Here is an 18,988-nt window from a genome sequence, read left to right on the forward strand (position 1 = left end):
GTAAAATAAATTAATTTTTTTTAATTCAATATCGAACTTTTTTCATATCAGTAGGTCTACTTATATGAACAGGATTCGAGCGACTGAGAAATCAGTATTACAGATTTAGGAGTAGTCGGCTCGGATGAGTGGACAATATAGTGATCAACAATTAGTTGAGCGAGTACAGCAAGGCGATAAAAATGCATTTAACCTGTTAGTGCTGAAGTATCAAAATAAAGTGATGAGTTTGATTTCTAGGTATGTACGCAATCAAGCGGATGTAGCGGATGTGACACAAGAAGCCTTTATTAAAGCGTATAGAGCGTTAGCAAATTTTCGTGGTGAAAGTGCATTTTATACTTGGTTGTATCGTATTGCGGTAAACACCGCAAAAAACCATCTTACATCGCAAGGGCGCAGAGCACCTGCAAACGATGTTGATATAGAAGATGCAGAATATTATGAAGGCAGTGATGCGTTAAAAGAGTTTGCATCACCAGAGCGATTATTAATGAAAGATCAAATGAGTAAAGTGATCTTTGATACGCTCGACACTCTGCCTGAAGAGTTAAAAATGGCAATATCGCTCAGAGAGCTAGAAGGAATGAGTTATGAAGATATTGCTAATATAATGGATTGCCCTGTTGGCACGGTAAGATCGCGTATCTTTCGTGCTCGAGAAGCAATCGACAAACAGCTCCAGCCTTTGCTGGAAAAGTAACAGCCTTAACCTTAGATAGGTGAATAATGCTTAAATCAAGTCAAGAGTGGGTATCTGCAGCAGTTGATGGTGAAGCCGATGATAAAACATTGGCGCAGCTTTCTGCCGACGTTGATTCACATGATGAATGGCAACGCTATCACATGATAGGCGATGCAATGCGCGGCGAGTTGCCGACAGCCATTGACTTAGACCTTTTTGCTAGCATCACTGCAGCAATTGAGCTTGAACCGACAATTATTATGCCTCAAGTCAAGCAAAGTGAATTAGTCGAGCCAATTAGCACTCCACAGCAAGTTGCAGTGGGTTCAAACGTGGTGCCATTTTTCAAACAGTTTGGCCAATATGCTATTGCAGCAACAGTTGCTATGGTGGCCATTGTTGGGGTGCAAAATTATAACCAAACCAGTGATGCAGAGTCACCGTTACCGGTATTAATGACTCGTCCTTTAGTGGGGAGTGTGTCACCGGTAAGCTATCAGACTGGTGCGGTACAAAATCAACAAAGCTATTCTAATGAGCAAGTTATAGAACAGCGTCGCCGTATTAATGCTTATATCCAAGATCACATGTTACAACAACGCTTGAATCCAGGTGTTGCTGTTGATGATAATAGCGTGCAAGATGCCGCGGTAAATCCATAATCCGCCGGCAGAACCTTGTCTTACCATGTTAGGAGTTAGCTTGCGCCTTATCCTGCTAGCACTGTTAGTGTTAACCTTTCCAACACACGCTGAAGAAGATTTATCTGCTAAAGCTTGGCTTAAGAATATGAGCCAAGCAATGCACGATAAACAATACAAAACCTCTATTATTCAGCTACAAGCCGACCATATCCGTCCGCTTGTTTACATTCATGGCATTGTCGATAATAAAGAAGTCGCTTTACTTGAATACCTTAATGGTCCGCCGAAAAATGCAGTGCGAGTGGGTAATACGGTTACGTTTATAGAACATGACCAACCGGCTTACAGTGTGGTAGCGCCTCGTATTCAGGGAATTTGGCCAGCAGCTTTAGCGGGAGATTTAAGCCAGCTTGAAAAAGGCTATCAGTTTGTAAAAGGTGGCCGCGGACGTATTGCTGGACGCCCTGGGCAAATGATCCGTTTACTCGCCAATGATGACAATCGTTATGATGCTCAAGTGTGGATTGATATGGACACTTATTTGCCATTACGTTTTGACTCCCTCAATAAAGAAAAACAATTACTTGAACAAACCATGGTCATTGAGCTGATTGAATTAACCGAACCTGCGAACATTTTAATTGAAGCCGCAAAGCAAGAGTGGCCAGCAGTGATGAACCAAGCGGAACGCACGGATGGTAAAAACTGGCAATTTACTTGGTTACCAGAAGGATTTGATGTGGTTGTTCGCGATCATCATCGCTTGATAGGTATTCACGAGCCAGTTGAATATGTGGCGTTAACGGATGGATTAGCCAATATTTCTGTTTATGTCGCGCGAGCGGGAGAAAATCCGATGCCCAATGAACTGCTTATTCGTAATGGTTTATCTATGGTAGTTGTTAAAGTGGGTACGCTTGAGGTTGTAGCTATCGGTAAGGTTCCTTCTGAAACGTTAGACAGGATAGCCAATAGTTTAGTATTAAAATAAACAATGCTCGTTAACAAGCAAGCCGTGACAACAATATTTTGTGTCACGGCTTTCGTGTTTCTAGTGGCAAATTAGAAATGATATAGCTTAGCGGTAAACTTGCTTAGCCAATGAGCGGCATTGTGCTAAAATTGAATCCTTATTTATGGTTTGAGCTGATTAAATGAATAGCCACATGTCCGAGTCATCCACATCCACTATGATGGAAGAAATTGCCCGCGTGGTTGATTATCAACAAGGCTGGGTAACTGTTGAGGTTGAATTAAAAAGTGCATGTAACCATTGTGCCAGCAGTGAAAATTGTGGCACATCGACGATCGCTAAAGCTTTTTCGGTTCATACACAACGTTTTTCATTACCGAGTGAAAGACCTTGCCATAGCGGTGATTTGCTTAAAATAGGTTTACCTGAAAGCGTCATCATTAAAGCGGCTGCATTGGTGTATTTATTGCCGTTAATTGGGTTGTTTTTATCGGCAATGATAGGGCATATGCTGGCTGCTGGAATAGGATTGAGTACCAATGGTTTTGCTATGGCTTTTGGTGCATTAGGCGCATTGGTTGCCTGGTTTATTGGTAAGCACTTCGCCACTGAACTAGAGGCTCACGCCACACCCGTTATCATTACCTATTTAGGCCAAGAAGTGGGCATTATCAGTGCCAGTCATTAGTTAGCCTGATCTCGGGATAACAAACTGCTCGCCCTTTGTTTTACTAACTGCGTTGAATGAACTTGCAATAGGCCAGATATACGCGCGTCAATTGGCCTTGTTAGTAAAAAATGACAATTTTGATAATGGTTAACTTCTAAGTTTATGATCTTTATAATCATATTCTCATCTCTTATCCCGAATTCAGGTTAGTGAATATTTTCCACATTTATGCTGATGACCTATGATGCCGTGTAACATGTTTAACCATCTCTTTTAACCTGAAAATGTGTGTACAGAGCCTCGAAAACCTCCTGTAATGGTTAATAATCGCCCCAAAATGGATACTATTGTTTAATCTGATTGGTATTACCCCCCCAATCAGGTACAATTTGCCACCTTAATTTTCATCATTTTAGTAGTAGTCATTGCAGCATAATGAAACACATTAGAAACTTCTCGATTATTGCCCATATCGACCATGGTAAATCAACTTTATCCGATCGCCTGATTCAGGTATGTGGCGGCTTAACTGACCGTGAAATGGCTGCACAGGTTTTAGATTCAATGGATCTAGAACGTGAGCGTGGCATTACGATCAAAGCCCAAAGTGTCACCTTAGATTACCATGCAAAAGATGGTAACACTTATCTACTCAACTTCATTGATACACCAGGCCACGTTGACTTCTCTTATGAAGTATCACGTTCTTTGGCTGCATGTGAAGGTGCACTATTAGTAGTTGATGCTGGTCAAGGCGTAGAAGCTCAGACATTAGCAAACTGCTATACCGCACTAGAAATGAATTTAGATGTAGTTCCTGTATTAAATAAAATTGACTTACCTCAGGCTGAACCAGACCGTGTAGCAGCAGAGATTGAAGATATCGTTGGCATTGATGCCATGGATGCTGTGCGTTGTTCAGCAAAGACAGGTGTTGGCGTTGATTTAGTACTAGAGGAAATTATCGCAAAAATTCCTCCGCCAGTGGGCGATGAGTCTGCGCCTTTACAAGCGTTGATTATTGACTCATGGTTTGATGCATACCTTGGTGTTGTTTCTTTAGTACGTATTAAGAATGGCATACTTAAGAAAGGTGAAAAATTTAAAGTGATGTCCACTGGACAAAACTATAACGCCGATCGCGTAGGCATTTTTACCCCAAAAGAAAAAGACAAAACAGAGCTTCGTGCAGGTGAAGTGGGTTATGTGATTTCTGGTATTAAAGAAATTCACGGTGCGCCAGTAGGTGATACCTTGACCCATGCAAAAAATGGCGCGGACAAACCTCTTCCAGGCTTTAAACGTGTTAAGCCTCAGGTTTATGCCGGTGTATTCCCAATTTCTACCGATGAATATGAAAGCTTCCGTGATGCGTTAAATAAATTAAGTTTGAATGATGCATCACTGTTTTTTGAACCTGAAACTTCATCAGCGTTAGGTTTTGGTTTCCGTATAGGTTTTCTCGGCCTTCTGCACATGGAGATTGTCCAGGAGCGTTTAGAGCGCGAATATAATCTAGATTTGATCACGACGGCACCCACAGTGGTGTACGAAGTTATCATGAACAATGGTGAAACGATTTATGTCGATAATCCTTCAGGCCTACCTGCGCTGAATAATATCGAAGAAATTCGTGAACCGATTGTTGAAGCCAATATATTAGTGCCAAAAGAATACTTAGGTAACGTGATTACCTTGTGTATTGAAAAGCGCGGTTCGCAAACCAATATGGTTTATCACGGTAATCAAGTGGCCGTGACTTATCATTTGCCGATGGCTGAAGTGGTCATGGATTTCTTTGACCGTCTTAAGTCAACGAGTCGTGGTTATGCGTCATTAGAGTATAACTTTATTCGTTTTGATCCTGCAGATATGGTGCGACTGGACATTTTAATCAATGGCGACAGAGTTGATGCATTAGCGATGATTATTCATCGCAGTAATATTCGTCATCGTGGTTTGGCATTGGTTGAAAAGATGAAAGAACTGATCCCTCGCCAAATGTTTGATATTGCTATTCAGGCTGCTGTTGGTAGTCAGATTATTGCTCGTTCAAGTATTAAAGCATTACGTAAAGATGTAACCGCTAAGTGTTATGGTGGTGACGTTTCACGTAAGAAGAAACTACTTAACAAGCAGAAAGAAGGTAAAAAACGCATGAAGCAAGTCGGTAACGTTGAAGTGCCACAAGAGGCATTCTTAGCGGTATTGAAACTTAACGATTAATTATAATTAATTGTTTTAGTTTGCTAGTGCCTGTTGATCTTTGCTGGTTAAATTTTGTTCGAGATAAAAACGTTTTAATCGAGGCGAGTGGATTGCTGCCTAGTAATCTAAGCTAAATTCACTCAACAAAGAGTAAAACGTTTTTAGCCGAACCCTTCGGGCAGCGTTTGTTGGCCATTTTTACTGCGTTATCGGCTTTTTATGTAGAATAACTACACTACAAAGCCTCTGCCTTGTATAAATGACCAACAATTCGCTGCCAAAACAACCTTGAAAGATTAACCGACACTAAACGCCGCGTATTGCGGCGTTATCGTTATTTTTACTATATATTTTGTAACACTCAACTGGGTGAATGTTTATTCGTTAATCACCATACTGGATTGAGTTATTCTGAGCCTTTGCTCAAGCCATATGGATCCAACACACCTAGCAGGAGATAAATCAGTAATGGCAGCCTATTTTTCGCTCATTTTAGTACTCGTAACCTTAGTCAGTGGACTTATTTGGTTAATTGATGTGGTATTTTTTGCGCCTAAACGCCGTGAAAGCTTATTAGCAGCACAAGCTAACTCAACTCAGTTAAGTGCAGATGCGATAGATAAAATCATTCGTGAGCCCGTGTTAGTTGAAACTGCACATTCGATTTTTCCGGTTATCGCCTTTGTGATGATTTTACGATCTTTTATCTATGAGCCATTTCAAATTCCATCTGGTTCGATGATGCCGACACTCTTAGTGGGTGATTTCATTCTGGTTGAAAAGTTTAGTTACGGGTTACGCGATCCTGTATGGCGCAGCAAACTAGTTGAAACCGGTGAACCTGAGCGCGGAGACGTATTTGTATTTAAATACCCTGAAAACCCAAAAATTGACTATATAAAGCGTGTGGTTGGTTTACCAGGTGACAAGATATTTTATCGTAATAAACAACTGATGATCCAAGAAGCGTGTGTCAATAAATCTGACTGCCCAGCTGCTCATACTATTGAGCATGTAGAAATTAATCGTGGTGAGTTTAGCCAAAATGACGTGCCATTAATTCGTTTGAGTGAGCAATTAGGCGATGTAGAACACGATATTTTGCTTAATCCATCGCGCCCTGATTTCAGACAGCACTTTTATCCTCAAGCGGGTCTTCCTGCTGGTGAGTTCGTTATCCCTCAAGGAATGTATTTTGCCATGGGTGATAACCGTGATAATAGTACCGATAGTCGATTCTGGGGCTTTGTCCCGGAAGAGAATCTTGTCGGTAAAGCCGTTGCAATTTGGATTAGTTTTGAATTTGATCGTAAACCGAGTGATGTGTTACCAACGTGGGTACCGACCGGAGTACGTTTTGATAGAGTAGGTGGAATACATTGATGGAACCCATTAAAAATTTGCCGCGTTTGTGCCGTACTTTAGGGTATGAGTTTAATAATATTGAATTACTCATTCAGGCCTTAACACATCGCAGCGCAGCAAATAAACATAATGAGCGTTTAGAGTTTTTAGGCGATTCGATTTTATCGATAGCTATTTCAGATGCCTTATATCATCAGTTTCCAAAGGCGACTGAAGGTGATTTAAGCCGTATGCGCGCTACTTTAGTCAAAGGTGACACACTGACAATCATCGCTCAAGAGTTCAAGCTAGGTGATTATTTGTATTTAGGCCCTGGTGAACTCAAAAGCGGTGGCTTTAGACGCGAATCTATTTTAGCGGATGCCGTAGAGGCTATTATTGGTGCAGTTTACCTTGATGCCGATATTGAAGTGTGCCGTAAGCTATTATTATCATGGTATCAAGAGCGTTTAGCTGAGATAAAACCGGGTATTAATCAAAAAGATCCGAAGACAATTTTGCAAGAATACCTGCAAGGTTTTAAAAAGCCATTGCCAGATTACCAAGTTGTTGCGGTAGAAGGTGAAGCGCATGATCAAACCTTCACCGTAGAATGTAAAATTAGTGAATTAGATAAAGTTGTCACCGGTGTGGCAAGTTCAAGAAGAAAAGCTGAACAGCTTGCCGCTGCTCAGGTATTGGAGCTACTGAATAAATGACCAAAAAAACAGACTTGCCAGCAGGTGATAACCAAGAGCCTAGCTTAGATGAACTGCTGGCAAGGATGAACCAAGCAGCACCAACGGCTACAGCCAAATACGATGTAACTTATTGTGGCATGGTGGCTATTGTCGGTCGTCCCAATGTGGGTAAATCAACACTTTTGAACAAGTTACTTGGTCAAAAGGTGAGTATTACCTCAAAAAAACCGCAAACAACTCGTCACCGTATCATGGGTATTCATACCGATGGCCCAAGTCAGATTATATTTATTGATACCCCTGGTCTGCATATTGAAGAAAAGCGTGCGATAAACCGCTTGATGAACCGTGCGGCTGCCAGTTCATTAGCTGATGTTGCTATGGTTATTTTTGTTGTTGATGGTATGACGTGGACTGCCGATGATGAGATGGTGCTTCAAAAAATTCAACATCGAAATGACGATCGAAAAATCATTTTAGCCATTAATAAAGTTGATAATATTAAAGATAAAGAATCATTATTTCCTTATCTAACTGAATTGGCTAAAAAGTTTGATTTTGATGAAATTTTGCCAATATCAGCCAGTAAAGGCACCAATGTGCAACGCATTTTGGATATGGCACGTGAATCATTGCCAGAAGCCCCATTTTATTTCCCAGAAGATTATGTTACCGATCGCTCACAACGATTTATGGCATCTGAAATTGTCCGTGAAAAGCTAATGCGCTTCCTTGGGGATGAACTTCCTTACGACGCAACGGTTGAGATTGAACAGTTTAAAATGATGGAAAATGGCGTCTATCAAATTAATGCGTTAATTCTGGTTGAGCGTGAAGGCCAAAAACGGATGGTGATTGGCAATAAAGGTGAGCGAATTCGAACGATTGCAACGCAATCCCGTTTGGATATGGAAACCTTATTTGACAATAAAGTATTTCTTGAAGTGTGGGTCAAAGTGAAATCAGGTTGGGCTGATGATGAACGTGCATTGAGAAGTTTAGGCTATGGCGAAAGCTAAATTGGCTTTAGCGTTACTGATTATGTATTTATAGGCATGGCCACTATGAAACGTGGCTATGTGCTTCATCATCGACAATTTCGTGAATCGAGCGTAATCGTTAATTTGCTGGTAGAGGGTGTTGGACGTGTTGATGCCATTACTCGAGTCGGTTCTGGTAAACGGTCGATTAAAAGTATCTTACAACCTTTTCAGCCGCTAATTATCCAATTTAGTGCCCAATCCGAAGCCAGAAATTTAGGATTGAAAAATATTACCCAAATTGAAGCCGCTGCACCTGCTATGCCGCTGAGCGGTAATAGTCTTTATTCTGGTTTTTACCTAAACGAAATATTAGTACGCCTATTGTCAGTCGATCACCAAGCTGAAGGTCTCTTTCTCGATTATCATCGTGCACTACTGGCGTTAGCTAAACAGTTTTGTTCAAGCCACCTGCGTTATTTTGAAATGGCTTTATTACTCGAGTTAGGTGCGTTGCCGTCTCTTGCTTATGACACCCAAGGTGACTCGTTAGATGACAGTTGCCACTATCGGTTTATTGCAGAGAGTGGTTTTATCCCTATAGCAACCACTCAAGAAAGCTCTTTTTCTCATAGTAAAGGCTGTTTATCTGGGGCAATGTTGCTAGCATTGGCATCACAAAACCTGCAACCTGAACAGTTCAATCAAGCTAAAGGATTAATGCGTTATTTACTCACACCATTGTTGGGTAATAAGCCGTTATTAAGTAGGCAGTTATTCAGTAACAAATCGGATTAGCATATAATCTATTTTAAACCCAACACATGGACCAAACACTTGTAAATTAGTGCATAACTTTGGTTATCGTGTGCCTCATTGTGTTATTTATTATCTTAAGGAGCTCGATGTGAGCGGAATACTATTAGGCATTAACATCGATCATATCGCGACATTGCGTCAGGCCCGCGGTACTCATTATCCTGATCCCGTACACGCAGCTGCAGTAGCAGAGCATGCCGGCGCCGATGGTATCACCATACATTTACGTGAAGATCGTCGCCACATTCAAGATCGTGATGTGTATTTATTGGCAAAGACATTGAAGACCAGAATGAACTTCGAGTTTGCTGTCACTGAAGAAATGATCGCTATCGCCTGTGATATCAAACCAGCGTATGCATGTTTAGTCCCAGAGAAGCGTGAAGAGCTAACAACTGAAGGCGGTCTTGATGTCGCAGGTCAGTTAGAAAAAATCCGCTCAGCCGTCACACGTTTGGCTGCAGAAGGTATTAAAGTGTCATTGTTTATTGATGCAGATAAAACTCAAATTGATGCCGCAGTGTTATCTGGCGCACCTTATATTGAGATCCATACTGGTTGTTATGCTGATGCCATCACCGATGCTGAGCAGGCAAATGAATTAGCTCGTATTACTGAAATGGCACAATATGCTCACAGTAAAGGTTTAGTGGTTAATGCTGGGCATGGATTGCATTATCACAATGTTAAGGCTATCGCGGCTATTCCTGAGCTTTATGAGCTTAATATTGGTCATGCTGTGATTGCTCGAGCCGCTATTGATGGTTTGGACACTGCAGTACGGGATATGAAGAAACTGATGCTTGAAGGCCGCAGAGGCGAATAATGGCGATTGTAGGGATAGGAACAGACATTGTTGAGATTGCCCGCATCAGTGAGCAGCGAGAGCGCCTAGGTGACAGGTTAGCCAGAAGAGTGCTGACCGAGTTTGAGCTTACTACTTACTTGCAATCAAAACAGCCTGAGCGATTTTTAGCTAAGCGTTTTGCCGCCAAAGAAGCTGCAGCAAAAGCCTTAGGAACAGGAATTGGCAGAGGTGTGTCGTTTCAACATATCCATATCGACAATGATGATAATGGCGCGCCCCAGGTACGTTTTACCGATGGCGCGCTAGCACGGCTTGAACAATTAGCGGGCAAGCATGGTTTTATCAGTATTGCAGATGAAAAACATTATGCTGTAGCCACTGTGGTGTTAGAAAGTTGATGTGAACCATATTAGGCTATTTATTAAAGGCGCATTAGCGCCTTTTTTGTGAGCTTTTAAAATGGCCGTAAGTGAGGTAGATTAACAAGATATCAACAACTCATCTCAGAACGAGATGATAACTGACATCAAAAAGTCTTTTTCTATACTAATACGACGACATCACACTAGATTAATATTGGTAAATCAATACGGATTGTTAGCCAAAATGATCCATTAGATATGAATTAGATTGAATATCATGATGCCAGTTTACCTACCTCATTCCTTCTTTTGAGCTGAGGTTAACTAGAGAGAATCTAAAATGAAATCGGCAGTAGAACAACTTTCAACTTATAAAAGCGTGCACTTAAATCCACAAAATATAAAGACGCATTTTGTCGGCGTTCCTATGATTATTTGGTCGGCATTTTTGATGCTGGGGACTCTTCGCTTTGCATGGCAAGATTATCAAGTGAGTGTTGCAATGATATTAGCTGTGGTGGTATTGGGCTACTATATGGCACTTCATATGCGCCTAGCGTTTGGATTAGTATTGTTCATTGTGCCGGTGTTATACACCACAGAGCTGGTTGTTCATACCTCACATCCTTTTATCATTGCCATTAGTATTTTTATTATTGGCTGGGTTATTCAGTTTATTGGCCATAAATATGAAAAGGCCAAACCTGCTTTTATGGATGATCTCAATCAGCTTCTGATTGGGCCATTCTTCTTGATGGCAGAGTTGTATTTCATATTAGGTTTGGAAAAAGACTTAGCCGCAGAAATTACCCCAATAGCACGTGATAAACGACGTGCTTTAGAGGCTAAGCGTCGTGCATCGTAATGAATGACTAATTCATGGCAATAAAAAAGGCGCTTGCAGCGCCTTTTTTATGTGTAAAAATTTACTCGTTATCATCAATTAACGTTAAATTGCTGGGTAAAACTCTGACTGTTTTAATCATATTATCTGCAACATCGATGACTTCTATTTGATAATCAACGATGCGTAAGCTGGTGTTTGCTGCAGGAATATCTTCCAGAAATTCAATGATCAGGCCATTTAAGGTTTTAGGGCCATCAATCGGAAGATTCCATTTCATTTCTTTATTAAGGTCACGAATGTTAATCGTGGCATCAATTAAGAAACTACCATCTTGTTGGATATTAATGTCTTCACTTGCCGTGGTCAGCATTGAGGTTGTGAAGTCACCAACAATCTCTTCTAAAATATCTTCAAGTGTGACTAAGCCCTGAATATCACCGTACTCATCAACAACTAACCCTATGCGTTCTTTATTTTGCTGGAAATTAGTCAATTGAACGTTTAGTGGTGTGCCTTCAGGAATAAAGTATAACTCCTTAACAGCCCTTAATAATGATGACTTACTGAATTGCTCTTTGGATTGTAAGCGCAAAGCATCACGTAAGTGAATAAACCCGACAGCATCATCGATGTTGTCGCGATAGACTAACACTCGAGTATGAGGACTTTGAACCACTTGCTTATTTATCAATTTAAAATCGTCATTGACGTTAATAGCATAAATATCTGAGCGCGAAATCATAATGTCTTCGACTGTGACTTTTTCTAAATCTAAAATCGACAATAACATTTCTTGGTGACGCTGTGGGATTAGTGCTCCAGCTTCATGCACAACTGTGCGCAGTTCTTCTTGGCTTAACGCGTCACTTGTTTTGACCGTTTTAATGCCCATTAAACGTAAAAATATTGAGGTAATTAAGTTGATTGCTTTCACTAATGGCGACAGCAATATTAATAACCAACCTAATAAAATACTCGATGGAAATGCAATACGTTCAGGGTGCAAAGCCGCAAACGTTTTTGGTGTGACCTCAGCAAACACTAACACCACTATAGTCAGAACACCGGTTGCAATAGCAACACCCATATCACCAAACAAGCGCATACCGATAATAGTCGCAATTGCAGATGCAAGAATGTTAACCAGATTATTACCGATGAGAATCAAGCCAATGAGTCGATCTGGGCGGTCGAGTAACTTTAAGGCGCGCTGTGCACCTTTGTGGTCATTGGATGCAAGATGTCGTAAGCGGTATCGATTGAGGCTCATCATTGCGGTTTCTGAACCAGAAAAATAAGCAGAAATCACGATTAAAACCAAAAGGAAAATAAGGAGTGCGCTGGTAGATATAGCGTCCAAAAAAGGGGCCCCATAAAGTGGTGTGAAATTGACCTATTGGCCAAATTGTCATAAATTTAACGGCCATTATTTATTATTGGCCGTTAGTGTCAAGTAATCTTGGTTATTTTTCAACAGAATAGAAAAGCATATTCAGCGTAAAGATATTAAAATTAGTTTAATATCAATTCTTTAACAACTCTAGCACCAAAATATGCGAGAGATAGTAAGCCCGCACCCGATAAGCTATAAATCACTGCGGTACGGATTCTACAGCCAACAGTATATTGTTGCCACAACATCGCAGCGTAAACCACCCAAGCTATTATTGATAATATTGCCTTATGGCCTTTACCGTCACCAAACATATCTTCTAAAAATACAAATCCAGTTACTAGCGATAAACTCAGTAAAATAAATCCAATAATGATGAGGTGATAAAGTTGCTTTTCAACCGTCATTAATGGCGGCATTGCTGGGCTCATCATCATTTGCTTTTTCTTCAGTTTATTCTGGATAAACCATAATTGAATGGCGTACATAGCCGCTATCATCAATGCGCTATAGGCCATGAGTGATAACACTACATGTGCCAGAAGTTCAGGGTGTATTTCAAAATGAGTAATAAACTGCGGCGGCACTAACCATAGAAGAGCTACTGACAATATTGAGCAGGCATACACAACGGGCACTACAATGATGACTTTAAGTCGAGGCATTGTAATCGTGAACGTTAATGCAATAATCCAGTTAACCAATGAAATTACGTTGGTTAAACTAAAGTTTTGTCCATCGACAGTAAAAACCGCATTCGAAAGTGCAAACCCGTGCATGATGACGGCAATACCAGAAGCCAGCATAACGGCCTTACGATTAGGCCCTTCAACATGAAAAAGTCTGCTTGTTACTAAAACCAAAGCTAAACAATAAAACAGCATGGCTGCCGCTGAAAAAATAACCATTGAGACTCAACCTATCATAGTAATTAATGCTGAAAAACTGCGCTGTGAGTGTTGAACAATACTATCAAAGCATCATATTTTCATTATTTTATTAGATTAACATGATCAGGGCCTAATATGGCAGTGACCTAAGACCCAAAATTTAACAGTTTCCTACCTTTAGCTACAATAATTTACTCAAAATGAGTCAGTGTTTAAGTTCTTCGCGTTGCAAGTATCGTAATTTAGAGTGGCTTGGGTATAATGGGCTCAATTATCGATATGCTTAAAAGAGCCGCTCAATGTTTGAAAATTTATCTGACAGACTTTCACGCACACTAAAAAACATTAGTGGCCGTGGTCGCTTAACAGAAGACAACATTAAAGAAACCCTGCGTGAAGTGCGTATGGCGCTGCTTGAGGCGGATGTAGCTTTACCTGTTGTTAGAGACTTCGTTAACAGCGTAAAAGAACGCGCTGTGGGTCAAGAGGTGTCAAAAAGCTTAAGCCCAGGGCAAGCCTTTATCAAAATTGTCCAAAACGAACTTGAAAAAGCCATGGGTGAGGCGAATGAAGCCCTCGACTTAGCGGCAATACCTCCGGCTGTGATCATGATGGCGGGTCTTCAAGGCGCGGGTAAAACAACCTCGGTAGCCAAATTAGGTAAATTTTTACGCACACGTCATAAAAAATCAGTCCTTGTCGTCAGTGCTGATGTATACCGTCCTGCGGCAATTAAACAACTTGAAACATTGGCTGCAGAAGTTGAGGTTGAATTCTTTCCGTCTGACGTGAGCCAAAAGCCAGTTGATATTGCTAAAGCCGCAATAAGCTATGCAAAATTAAAATTCATTGATGTGGTGATTGTCGATACAGCAGGTCGCCTGCACGTTGATGAAGCTATGATGGATGAAATCAAGCAGCTGCATGCTACTGTAAATCCGATTGAGACCTTATTCGTTGTTGACGCGATGACGGGGCAAGATGCGGCCAACACCGCTAAAGCATTCAATGAAGCTTTACCTTTGACTGGTGTTATTTTAACCAAAGTTGATGGTGATGCTCGCGGTGGTGCTGCGTTATCGATTCGCAGTATCACAGGTAAGCCAATTAAATTTTTAGGTGTTGGTGAGAAAACCGATGCGTTAGAGCCTTTCCATCCAGACCGTATTGCTTCGCGTATCCTCGGTATGGGTGATGTGTTGTCATTAATTGAAGAAGTTGAACGTGGCGTCGATAAAGACAAAGCGATGAAGCTGGCTTCAAAAGTTAAATCCGGCGGCAGTTTCGACCTAGAAGATTTTCGTGAGCAATTGCAGCAAATGAAAAACATGGGCGGAATGATGAACATGCTTGAGAAGCTTCCAGGTGTAGGACAATTACCACCAGAAGCATTGGCCCAGGTTCAAGACGGTAAAATGACCGGACAAATGGAAGCCATTATTAATTCAATGACCTCTAAAGAACGTAAGAATCCAGATTTGATTAAAGGATCTCGTAAACGTAGAATCGCTGGCGGTTCAGGTACCCAAATTCAAGATGTAAACCGTTTATTGAAGCAATTTACCCAAATGCAGAAAATGATGAAAAAGATGTCTGGCAAGGGTGGAATGAAGAAGATGATGCGCGGAATGGGCGGAATGTTACCACCAGGAATGAAGTTTCCTGGTCGATAATAACAGCATCTTTCAAGAGAAAAACTAGTAATTTTTAAATTCAATCAGTTGGTTAGGTTATATTTTTGACTTTATTGCAACAAAATGGGTGAGCTAAAAATCATCAGATTTGGTTGCAATAGTTCAAAAGTCAGGTAAAATCTTCCGGCTTTCTTTCTGGGACTCTTCGCGAACACGGAGTTCCAGTTTTTATTTTTGCTTCTAGCAAATCATTAGAGGAATAAAACGCATGGTTACCATTCGTTTAGCTCGTGGCGGCGCAAAAAAGCGTCCATTTTACAATATCGTTGTTGCTGATAGCCGCAATGCTCGTGACGGTCGTTTCATCGAACGTGTAGGTTTCTTCAATCCATTGGCTCGTGGCCAAGAAGAAACTTTACGTTTAGATCTTGATCGTGTTGAGCACTGGGTTGCTACTGGCGCTGCAACATCTGAGCGTGTTGCAAAACTGATTAAAGACGCGCGTAAAGCTGTTGCTTAATTGCGTATAAGGTATAGATAGATGAGTAGTAACCAAGAGCTAGTTGTACTGGGTAAGTTAGGTTCCAGTCATGGTATTAAAGGTTGGCTAAAAATCACTTCCTATACCGATTCTGTTGAAGGTATTTTCGATTATTCGCCTTGGCTTATAAAAGAACAAGGCGTTTGGCGTGAAGTTAAGGTCGCTCAGTGGCGTTTTCAAGGTAAAGCTGTCGTGGCTGAACTAGAAGGTGTCGCTACCAGAGAACATGCGCAAATGCTCACAAATTGTGAAATTGCGATCATGCCTGAGCAAATGAAAGATTTGGATGATAGTGAATTCTATCATCGTGATCTTATCGGCTGCGAAGTGACCAATATAAACGGCTATAACATGGGTATTGTTGACCAGATCGTGGAAACAGGATCAAACGACGTACTACTGATTAAAGCTAATGCCAAAGATGCCTTCGGCAAAGCGGAACGTATGATCCCCTTTGTCCCTGAGCAGTTCATCAAACAGGTGGACTTGCAAGGGAAACAGATTTTAGTGGATTGGGATCCTGACTTCTAAGTCGAGGTACAACATATGTGGTTAGGGGTAATCACCCTGTTTCCAGAGATGTTTCGTGCTGTTACAGACTTTGGGGTTACGGGTCGAGCCGTGAAAAACGGCCTGCTAGAGGTGCAAACGTGGAATCCTCGAGATTTCACCCATGATAGACATAATACTGTGGACGACCGACCTTATGGTGGTGGGCCCGGTATGTTAATGATGGTGCAACCTCTGCGTGATGCTATCCATGCAGCTAAAGCAGCTGCAGGTGATAGGGCAAAAGTGATTTATCTATCTCCTCAGGGACGCAAGCTGGATCAGCATGGCGTTACTGAGTTAGCTAAATCAGAGTGTTTGATTTTAGTGTGTGGTCGATACGAAGGTGTTGATGAACGCATTATTCAAACAGAAGTTGATGAAGAATGGTCTATCGGTGATTACGTACTTTCGGGTGGTGAGTTACCGGCAATGACGTTAATCGATTCAGTGGCTCGTTTAGTACCTGGTGTACTGGGCAAGCAAGCGTCAGCAGAGCAAGATTCTTTCTCTGATGGTTTACTGGATTGTCCTCATTATACGCGCCCTGAACAATTGGATGGTCTTGACGTACCCGCAGTGCTGCTAAGCGGTGACCACGAAAAAATTAGACTCTGGCGTTTACAACAAAGTATCGGAAGAACTTTTTTGAGACGACCAGAATTATTTGAATATCTAGCTCTGACTGACGAACAAACGACTTTATTAGCGCAGTTCGTGAATGAAACGGACAAGTCCGCATAGTCAACGCTCAGTTATTACTAGGATGGAGTAATTATGAACAACATCATTAAAATGCTCAACGATGAGCAAATGAAAACAGATGTGCCTGATTTTGGTGCTGGTGATACAGTAGTAGTTCAAGTACGTGTTAAGGAAGGCGAAAAAGAGCGTCTTCAAGCTTTTGAAGGTTTGGTAATTGCTAAGCGTAACCGTGGTCTGCATTCTGCATTCACAGTACGTAAAATCTCTAATGGCGAAGGTGTTGAGCGTGCTTTCCAGACGCATAGCCCGCTAATTGCTAGCATCGAAGTTAAGCGTCGCGGTCGTGTACGTCGTGCTAAACTGTACTATTTACGTGAGCGTTCAGGTAAGTCTGCACGTATCCGTGAAAAATTGGCAACTAAGTAATAGTTACCAATACAGAATAAAGATGCAGTGTTCGCACAACAACCCGCCGAAAGGCGGGTTTTTGTTTGTGGGGCTTTTAAAAATAATAAAGGGATAACAGCGAATAGAGCGGTAATAGCGAGTAGAGCGGTAACAGCGAATAGAGCGGTAATAGCGAATAGAGCGGTAACAGCGAATAGAGCGGTAACAGCGAATAGAGCGGTAACAGCGAATAGAGTGGTAACGACGAGTAGAGCGATAACGACGAGTAGAGCGATAACGACGAGTAGAGCGATAACGACGAGTAGAGCGGTAACAGCGAGCAGAGCGATAACGACGAGTAGAGCGGTAACAGCGAGCAGAGCGGTAACGACGAGTATAGCGGTAATAGCGAATAGAGCGGTAACGACGAGTATAGCGGTAACGACTAGTATAGCGGTAACGACAAGTATAGCGGTAATAGCGAATAGAGTGGTAACAATGAGTAGAGCGGTAACAGCGAGTAGAGCGCGTACAAGATGTATGACTGGGGTTATTTTTTTGTACGAAATATCATCGGTTATATGATTTTTTACACTTTGTGTAAATAAGCCTTGCTCTAGGACCTTTGCGCAGGCATAGTTGCTTTTAAGGTGTAATGGTGTAGCGTTACAAAAATACAGATTGTACTATCCAATACCTAAAAAATAAATCTATTAGTGACCTTTGGTCTGTCGTCAAAAGAGAGTGATAAGTATGCAACAAGATACCATTAATAATGTGCACATCAGTTCAGAACAAGTGCTAGTGACTCCTGCAGAGTTAAAGCAAGAACTTCCATTATCAACTCATGCTTATCAATATATTCTAAATGCTCGTAAGCAAGTCTCAGATATAGTCCATAAACGTGATAATCGGGTGCTTGTGGTGACGGGGCCATGTTCTATTCATGATATTGCCGCGGCAAAAGAGTATGCATTAAAGCTGAAAAAGTTACATGATGAACTCAGTGATGATTTCTACATTTTAATGCGCGTGTATTTTGAAAAGCCTCGCACAACTGTCGGTTGGAAAGGGTTGATTAATGACCCTGATATGGATGAGTCATTTGATGTCGAGAAAGGACTCAGAATGGCTCGAGAACTCATGATTTGGCTTGCTGAACTTGAATTACCTATCGCCACAGAAGCGCTGGATCCGATCAGTCCACAATATTTGTCCGAGCTAGTTACTTGGTCTGCAATTGGCGCAAGAACCACAGAATCGCAAACTCATCGAGAAATGGCTTCAGGTTTGTCGATGCCTGTTGGTTTTAAAAATGGCACAGATGGTAAGTTGGAAGTGGCTATTAATGCATTAAAATCAGCTGCCAGCAGCCACCGCTTTATGGGCATTAACCAAGAAGGTCAAGTTTCTTTGTTGCAAACGGCCGGTAATCCAGATGGACACATTATTTTACGTGGCGGTTTAGCACCTAACTATGATGCAGACAGTGTTGCTCAGAGTGAAGCCCAAATTCATAAGGCGAAACTCAGTGCTCGTTTAGTCGTCGACTGCAGTCATGGTAATTCATCAAAAGATCATCAACGTCAAAAAAACGTTTGCGAAGATGTATTTAACCAAATTGAAGCAGGTAATAAATCTATCATCGGTGTTATGCTTGAAAGTAACCTCAATGAAGGTAATCAGAGTTCAGATAAACCGTTAGCGGAGCTAAAATATGGTGTTTCTGTCACTGACGCATGCATTGATTGGGAAACTACTGAAACCATTTTAAGACAAGGCGCTAACCAGTTGTCTGCAGTATTACCAACGCGTTTTGAGACGCTGCAGGTTGTTAACGGTTAATGG

Annotated in this window: 20 protein-coding genes; 18 read left to right on the forward strand and 2 right to left on the reverse strand. The window is 41.4% G+C overall.

The features are described 5' to 3' along the window. Positions 1 to 124: 124 nt before the first annotated feature. From rpoE to HNW13_RS01605, 12 genes are all read left to right on the forward strand, one after another. Entirely contained in the window at positions 125 to 703 is a 579-nt protein-coding gene (gene rpoE / locus HNW13_RS01550; RefSeq protein ID WP_011638383.1) for an RNA polymerase sigma factor RpoE, read from the forward strand. Between the two features lie 26 nt (positions 704 to 729). Next, complete coding sequence (locus HNW13_RS01555; RefSeq protein WP_162023688.1) at positions 730 to 1,347, forward strand: anti sigma-E factor RseA C-terminal domain-containing protein; 618 nt, start codon at positions 730 to 732, stop codon at positions 1,345 to 1,347. Positions 1,348 to 1,387: 40 nt separating this feature from the next. Beyond that, positions 1,388 to 2,320, forward strand: coding sequence for a MucB/RseB C-terminal domain-containing protein (locus HNW13_RS01560; protein WP_192114400.1), 933 nt, complete (start codon positions 1,388 to 1,390; stop codon positions 2,318 to 2,320). A gap of 199 nt (positions 2,321 to 2,519) precedes the next feature. Further along, positions 2,520 to 2,990 (forward strand): SoxR reducing system RseC family protein, encoded by a 471-nt coding sequence (locus HNW13_RS01565; RefSeq protein WP_192114455.1) that lies wholly within the window; start codon positions 2,520 to 2,522, stop codon positions 2,988 to 2,990. Positions 2,991 to 3,407: 417 nt separating this feature from the next. Further along, positions 3,408 to 5,198: a translation elongation factor 4 gene (gene lepA / locus HNW13_RS01570; RefSeq protein WP_101086349.1), complete on the forward strand. Its 1,791-nt coding sequence runs from the start codon at positions 3,408 to 3,410 to the stop codon at positions 5,196 to 5,198. Between the two features lie 450 nt (positions 5,199 to 5,648). Further along, positions 5,649 to 6,563, forward strand: a complete 915-nt coding sequence (gene lepB, locus HNW13_RS01575) for a signal peptidase I (RefSeq protein WP_192114401.1) — start codon at positions 5,649 to 5,651, stop codon at positions 6,561 to 6,563. Further along, positions 6,563 to 7,243, forward strand: coding sequence for a ribonuclease III (gene rnc / locus HNW13_RS01580; RefSeq protein WP_101086351.1), 681 nt, complete (start codon positions 6,563 to 6,565; stop codon positions 7,241 to 7,243). Before lepB ends, rnc begins: the two co-directional genes overlap by 1 nt. Beyond that, complete coding sequence (gene era / locus HNW13_RS01585) at positions 7,240 to 8,244, forward strand: GTPase Era (RefSeq protein WP_101086352.1); 1,005 nt, start codon at positions 7,240 to 7,242, stop codon at positions 8,242 to 8,244. The genes rnc and era overlap by 4 nt, the downstream gene beginning before the upstream one ends. A 45-nt stretch (positions 8,245 to 8,289) precedes the next feature. Then, positions 8,290 to 9,003: a DNA repair protein RecO gene (recO, locus tag HNW13_RS01590; RefSeq protein ID WP_192114402.1), complete on the forward strand. Its 714-nt coding sequence runs from the start codon at positions 8,290 to 8,292 to the stop codon at positions 9,001 to 9,003. A gap of 109 nt (positions 9,004 to 9,112) precedes the next feature. Next, positions 9,113 to 9,850 (forward strand): pyridoxine 5'-phosphate synthase, encoded by a 738-nt coding sequence (pdxJ, locus tag HNW13_RS01595; protein ID WP_162023686.1) that lies wholly within the window; start codon positions 9,113 to 9,115, stop codon positions 9,848 to 9,850. After that, on the forward strand, positions 9,850 to 10,230 hold the full coding sequence (gene acpS / locus HNW13_RS01600; protein WP_192114403.1) for a holo-ACP synthase: 381 nt from the start codon (positions 9,850 to 9,852) through the stop codon (positions 10,228 to 10,230). The genes pdxJ and acpS overlap by 1 nt, the downstream gene beginning before the upstream one ends. Positions 10,231 to 10,534: 304 nt before the next feature. Beyond that, positions 10,535 to 11,059: an Mpo1-like protein gene (locus tag HNW13_RS01605; RefSeq protein WP_162023685.1), complete on the forward strand. Its 525-nt coding sequence runs from the start codon at positions 10,535 to 10,537 to the stop codon at positions 11,057 to 11,059. Between the two features lie 61 nt (positions 11,060 to 11,120). Here the strand turns inward: HNW13_RS01605 and HNW13_RS01610 are convergent, their stop codons facing one another. Together HNW13_RS01610 and ccsA are read right to left on the reverse strand one after the other, a co-directional pair. Further along, on the reverse strand, positions 11,121 to 12,401 hold the full coding sequence (locus HNW13_RS01610) for a CNNM domain-containing protein (protein WP_192114404.1): 1,281 nt from the start codon (positions 12,399 to 12,401) through the stop codon (positions 11,121 to 11,123). A gap of 152 nt (positions 12,402 to 12,553) precedes the next feature. Then, complete coding sequence (gene ccsA / locus HNW13_RS01615) at positions 12,554 to 13,342, reverse strand: cytochrome c biogenesis protein CcsA (protein WP_101086358.1); 789 nt, start codon at positions 13,340 to 13,342, stop codon at positions 12,554 to 12,556. Between the two features lie 281 nt (positions 13,343 to 13,623). Between ccsA and ffh the strand changes: the two genes are divergently transcribed. The 6 genes from ffh (at position 13,624) to HNW13_RS01645 (ending at position 18,985) form a co-directional block, all read left to right on the forward strand. Further along, entirely contained in the window at positions 13,624 to 14,997 is a 1,374-nt protein-coding gene (gene ffh, locus HNW13_RS01620) for a signal recognition particle protein (protein ID WP_101086359.1), read from the forward strand. Between the two features lie 229 nt (positions 14,998 to 15,226). Beyond that, complete coding sequence (gene rpsP, locus HNW13_RS01625; RefSeq protein ID WP_011638368.1) at positions 15,227 to 15,478, forward strand: 30S ribosomal protein S16; 252 nt, start codon at positions 15,227 to 15,229, stop codon at positions 15,476 to 15,478. 21 nt (positions 15,479 to 15,499) lie between these two features. Next, positions 15,500 to 16,030: a ribosome maturation factor RimM gene (rimM, locus tag HNW13_RS01630; RefSeq protein ID WP_011638367.1), complete on the forward strand. Its 531-nt coding sequence runs from the start codon at positions 15,500 to 15,502 to the stop codon at positions 16,028 to 16,030. A gap of 15 nt (positions 16,031 to 16,045) precedes the next feature. Next, on the forward strand, positions 16,046 to 16,792 hold the full coding sequence (gene trmD, locus HNW13_RS01635; protein WP_192114405.1) for a tRNA (guanosine(37)-N1)-methyltransferase TrmD: 747 nt from the start codon (positions 16,046 to 16,048) through the stop codon (positions 16,790 to 16,792). Between the two features lie 33 nt (positions 16,793 to 16,825). Continuing rightward, positions 16,826 to 17,179 (forward strand): 50S ribosomal protein L19, encoded by a 354-nt coding sequence (rplS, locus tag HNW13_RS01640; protein ID WP_011638365.1) that lies wholly within the window; start codon positions 16,826 to 16,828, stop codon positions 17,177 to 17,179. Between the two features lie 714 nt (positions 17,180 to 17,893). After that, the gene (locus tag HNW13_RS01645) at positions 17,894 to 18,985 is read left to right on the forward strand and encodes a 3-deoxy-7-phosphoheptulonate synthase (RefSeq protein ID WP_011638364.1); all 1,092 of its coding nucleotides are present in this window, start codon (positions 17,894 to 17,896) and stop codon (positions 18,983 to 18,985) included. The last annotated feature ends 3 nt before the right edge of the window (positions 18,986 to 18,988 follow it).

Origin of the sequence: Shewanella sp. BF02_Schw (assembly GCF_014596695.2) — a bacterium.
GTDB lineage: Bacteria > Pseudomonadota > Gammaproteobacteria > Enterobacterales > Shewanellaceae > Shewanella.

Bases quoted from the DNA above. Each gene is read 5' to 3' on its own strand.
- ffh (WP_101086359.1), top strand. From the start codon at position 13,624: ATGTTTGAAAATTTATCTGACAGACTTTCACGCACACTAAAAAACATT.
- rnc (WP_101086351.1), top strand. From the start codon at position 6,563: ATGGAACCCATTAAAAATTTGCCGCGTTTGTGCCGTACTTTAGGGTAT.
- ccsA (WP_101086358.1), bottom strand. From the start codon at position 13,342: ATGGTTATTTTTTCAGCGGCAGCCATGCTGTTTTATTGTTTAGCTTTG.
- era (WP_101086352.1), top strand. From the start codon at position 7,240: ATGACCAAAAAAACAGACTTGCCAGCAGGTGATAACCAAGAGCCTAGC.
- lepA (WP_101086349.1), top strand. From the start codon at position 3,408: ATGAAACACATTAGAAACTTCTCGATTATTGCCCATATCGACCATGGT.
- rpsP (WP_011638368.1), top strand. From the start codon at position 15,227: ATGGTTACCATTCGTTTAGCTCGTGGCGGCGCAAAAAAGCGTCCATTT.
- HNW13_RS01645 (WP_011638364.1), top strand. From the start codon at position 17,894: ATGCAACAAGATACCATTAATAATGTGCACATCAGTTCAGAACAAGTG.
- recO (WP_192114402.1), top strand. From the start codon at position 8,290: ATGAAACGTGGCTATGTGCTTCATCATCGACAATTTCGTGAATCGAGC.
- acpS (WP_192114403.1), top strand. From the start codon at position 9,850: ATGGCGATTGTAGGGATAGGAACAGACATTGTTGAGATTGCCCGCATC.
- rimM (WP_011638367.1), top strand. From the start codon at position 15,500: ATGAGTAGTAACCAAGAGCTAGTTGTACTGGGTAAGTTAGGTTCCAGT.
- rplS (WP_011638365.1), top strand. From the start codon at position 16,826: ATGAACAACATCATTAAAATGCTCAACGATGAGCAAATGAAAACAGAT.
- HNW13_RS01565 (WP_192114455.1), top strand. From the start codon at position 2,520: ATGATGGAAGAAATTGCCCGCGTGGTTGATTATCAACAAGGCTGGGTA.
- trmD (WP_192114405.1), top strand. From the start codon at position 16,046: ATGTGGTTAGGGGTAATCACCCTGTTTCCAGAGATGTTTCGTGCTGTT.
- lepB (WP_192114401.1), top strand. From the start codon at position 5,649: ATGGCAGCCTATTTTTCGCTCATTTTAGTACTCGTAACCTTAGTCAGT.
- HNW13_RS01605 (WP_162023685.1), top strand. From the start codon at position 10,535: ATGAAATCGGCAGTAGAACAACTTTCAACTTATAAAAGCGTGCACTTA.
- HNW13_RS01555 (WP_162023688.1), top strand. From the start codon at position 730: ATGCTTAAATCAAGTCAAGAGTGGGTATCTGCAGCAGTTGATGGTGAA.
- rpoE (WP_011638383.1), top strand. From the start codon at position 125: ATGAGTGGACAATATAGTGATCAACAATTAGTTGAGCGAGTACAGCAA.